Genomic DNA, 2,638 nt, shown 5'->3' with positions numbered 1-2,638 from the left:
ATGCTGGAGGCGATACATCAAGGGGAGGTGGTGGAGGAACGGCAGATGGTAGCTTTCCTTCAGGAAAAGCAGGGCGTGGTTTTGGGGGCGGAGGTGCCGGTGCTAGTAGGGATGGATATGACAGCGGCGCTGGAGCTGATGGCGCTGTCCTTATAAGGTTATGGAAAGATTAAATACAAAACCAAAGATAGCACAAGTCAAATAGATAGCTGTTCTATAAGCGAGCTTGTATGATTTTTAAGTCCCCTTTAAAGCTCTTTAAAGCGTTTTTTTGACTGACAGTGTCAGGCTTATGGAGCATGGTGATGGTTGTTATAGTCTCTTCATTAATTTGGAGAGCAAAATGAAAATAGAATTTAAACTTCGTATTCACTTTATTAAGAATGGCAAGGGATCTAAGTTTTTAGCAATATTTGATCAGACAGCCTTTGATGCGGTTGTAAAATCCTTGATGTTGACGTGCAAATTTATCCCCTCCATGCACCTATTCTTCTCTTTACGCATGAGGTGGAGAAAAGAAAAACAAGTCTAAGCTATTAGGCTTTCCAATGGGATGTTACTATTTTTTCCATTTTAGCACTTATAATGTAAGCTATTTGTTGACATTATAAGTATTTTACGCTATATAAAAGAATGATTAAAACGTTTAAAAGCAAAACATTGGCAGAATTATTCAAAACGGGAAATTCATCCAAGATTGATAAGAAACTTATAAAACGTATCATGGTTCGTCTTGATCGTTTAGATTTTTCTGAAAGACCAGAAGATATGAATCTTCCAGGATTCAACTTTCATTCTTTGATTGGATATTCACCCACTCGTTACACTGTCCACGTTAACGGACCATGGTGTATTACCTTTGAATTTGACTCATGTAATGCTTACCGTGTTGATCTTGAACAATATCACTAAGGATACAGTTATGAATGACATTCCTGCACAAAGAGATAAAAACCGTTGTCCTACTCATCCAGGAGAAGTTTTAGCAGAAATTATTCCTGAAACAGGCAAAACAAAATCAGAAATTGCGCAGATGCTTGGTATATCACGCCAACATCTCTACGATATTCTGAACGCAAAAAAGCCTGTTTCTCCTGCTATTTCCGCTTGTCTTGGCAAAATGTTTGGTGATGGAGCTGCTATATGGTTACGTATGCAAGCCAATTATGATGCGTGGCATGCTGAACGCGAAACAAATGTTAGCAAAGTTCCAACACTTCACGCTGTTTGATCTCTTCCTCACTCTGAAGAGACGATGTTTTATGAAATACTAGATAAATAATGACATCCCCTGCTTTAAACATGTTCGTCGCCATTTAAAATATCATCTAAACCACGATCTAAGTCGTCTAATATATTTTGCGGTGCATCTGCATAAACAAAAGATTGTACACGAGAACGGGCTTTTATTAATTCATGATATAAATCAACAGGAAGCATAATGATTTTTTCACGCCCTCGCTTTGTTAAAGCTACAGGTGTAGACATAGCCTCGTCTAAAATATCGCCTGCCCCGCGGTTTACATCTGTAAAACTATATTTTTTCATATGCACATCCTATCTTTAATGCATAATACGTATTATACGTATAATGTGTATTATGTAAAGATATTTTACGGCATTAACCACCTCCCCGCCTAAAAGACGAGGAGATAAAATTATGTTTTAAAGTTAAGCAGCTTTCACAACAGATTTTGCTAAGACCTTTTTTGCTTCTTTAATGAGGGCTTTATATTTTCTGTTTTCTTCGTCTACTCTGAAGGCATCAAGAAGACGCATATGAATTGGACCTAAAAGATACAAAACTTTTTCACCAGGTTTCATACCTTCCCAATAACTTGGCAAATCAAAACGCGTATCACGATCATAATCAACAGATTGGTTTCTCAGTTTCTTTTCACACTCAATAAAGTAACGGCGTGCTTGACGTCCTTTCTCGTTACGTTCCACCATTGAGAGCTCTTTCGCCATATCTAAAGTGATGTGATATTCTGTACTTGGACGACCGCCTTTAGGTTTTACTAAATTTTTAGTAAAACTCACAAAGTCCTTATTTTCTAGGAAACCATATTCTTTAATACGATTAATAATCCAATCGTTAAAACGAGATGTTACCTTCAAAAACGTATGCAAATCACGAGCGTTAACAGTTTGAACAGTTTCCTGATCAATGATTTGTTCCGATATTGGAATAAGAGTGTTCATGAGAACTCCTTGTTGTTAGACGTTTTTCATTGACATTTTTTATAAAAATGCCGGGTGCTGAAAAACACGGCAACAAGCCCGTCGTTATGCCTTTCCCCCGAAAGGGTATTGTATAGCGTAACTACACCCGACAAAGCTATTATATGCGTGTAGCATATAATGAGTCAAAGTCTTTAATGCACAGAAGACTGATTATTTCGGTAACCAATCCGCTTGTTGTTTTAAGGTGTTTTTCAAGCACCTTTGTATGAATCTAACGGTTTTGAATATTTTGTCAAGTCGTTTTCAAAAGCGGCTTTTTACCTTTCATTTTTCCCATTCATTTTCATTCACCAATATTTAAAGGAGCATAAAGTATGGCAACAGGTTTTCTACACGGTGTTGAAGTTGTCGAGGTTGACGACGGCACCCGTCCCCTTCGCGCGGTACAATC

5 protein-coding genes are annotated in these 2,638 nt (G+C 37.7%); 3 read left to right on the top strand and 2 right to left on the bottom strand.

The window, feature by feature from the left end:
* Positions 1 to 343: 343 nt before the first annotated feature.
* The 3 genes from PVV60_RS10040 to PVV60_RS10030 all read left to right on the top strand — a co-directional run bounded on the left by PVV60_RS10040 (position 344) and on the right by PVV60_RS10030 (position 1,231).
* Complete coding sequence (locus PVV60_RS10040; protein WP_273724622.1) at positions 344 to 532, top strand: hypothetical protein; 189 nt, start codon at positions 344 to 346, stop codon at positions 530 to 532.
* A gap of 101 nt (positions 533 to 633) precedes the next feature.
* A complete protein-coding gene (locus tag PVV60_RS10035; protein ID WP_208439775.1) occupies positions 634 to 912 on the top strand; it encodes a type II toxin-antitoxin system RelE/ParE family toxin in 279 nt (92 codons plus the stop codon).
* A 10-nt stretch (positions 913 to 922) separates the two neighbouring features.
* A complete protein-coding gene (locus PVV60_RS10030; RefSeq protein WP_273721170.1) occupies positions 923 to 1,231 on the top strand; it encodes a HigA family addiction module antitoxin in 309 nt (102 codons plus the stop codon).
* 65 nt (positions 1,232 to 1,296) lie between these two features.
* On the opposite strand, the gene PVV60_RS10025 is transcribed toward PVV60_RS10030, so the two are convergent.
* Together PVV60_RS10025 and PVV60_RS10020 are read right to left on the bottom strand one after the other, a co-directional pair.
* Entirely contained in the window at positions 1,297 to 1,548 is a 252-nt protein-coding gene (locus PVV60_RS10025; RefSeq protein ID WP_273724621.1) for a type II toxin-antitoxin system prevent-host-death family antitoxin, read from the bottom strand.
* Positions 1,549 to 1,671: 123 nt separating this feature from the next.
* On the bottom strand, positions 1,672 to 2,205 hold the full coding sequence (locus PVV60_RS10020) for an antA/AntB antirepressor family protein (RefSeq protein ID WP_273724620.1): 534 nt from the start codon (positions 2,203 to 2,205) through the stop codon (positions 1,672 to 1,674).
* Positions 2,206 to 2,638: the final 433 nt, after the last annotated feature.

It is taken from the genome of Bartonella sp. AU18XJBT, assembly GCF_028618595.1.
Lineage (GTDB): Bacteria > Pseudomonadota > Alphaproteobacteria > Rhizobiales > Rhizobiaceae > Bartonella.
The sequence above is the reverse complement of the archived record's forward strand: the minus strand, read 5'-3'. Positions and strand labels throughout refer to the sequence as shown.

What these genes read in the sequence shown, in the direction of transcription:
- PVV60_RS10040 (WP_273724622.1), top strand. Translation starts at nt 344, where the DNA reads ATGAAAATAGAATTTAAACTTCGTATTCACTTTATTAAGAATGGCAAG.
- PVV60_RS10035 (WP_208439775.1), top strand. Translation starts at nt 634, where the DNA reads ATGATTAAAACGTTTAAAAGCAAAACATTGGCAGAATTATTCAAAACG.
- PVV60_RS10030 (WP_273721170.1), top strand. Translation starts at nt 923, where the DNA reads ATGAATGACATTCCTGCACAAAGAGATAAAAACCGTTGTCCTACTCAT.
- PVV60_RS10025 (WP_273724621.1), bottom strand. Translation starts at nt 1,548, where the DNA reads ATGAAAAAATATAGTTTTACAGATGTAAACCGCGGGGCAGGCGATATT.
- PVV60_RS10020 (WP_273724620.1), bottom strand. Translation starts at nt 2,205, where the DNA reads ATGAACACTCTTATTCCAATATCGGAACAAATCATTGATCAGGAAACT.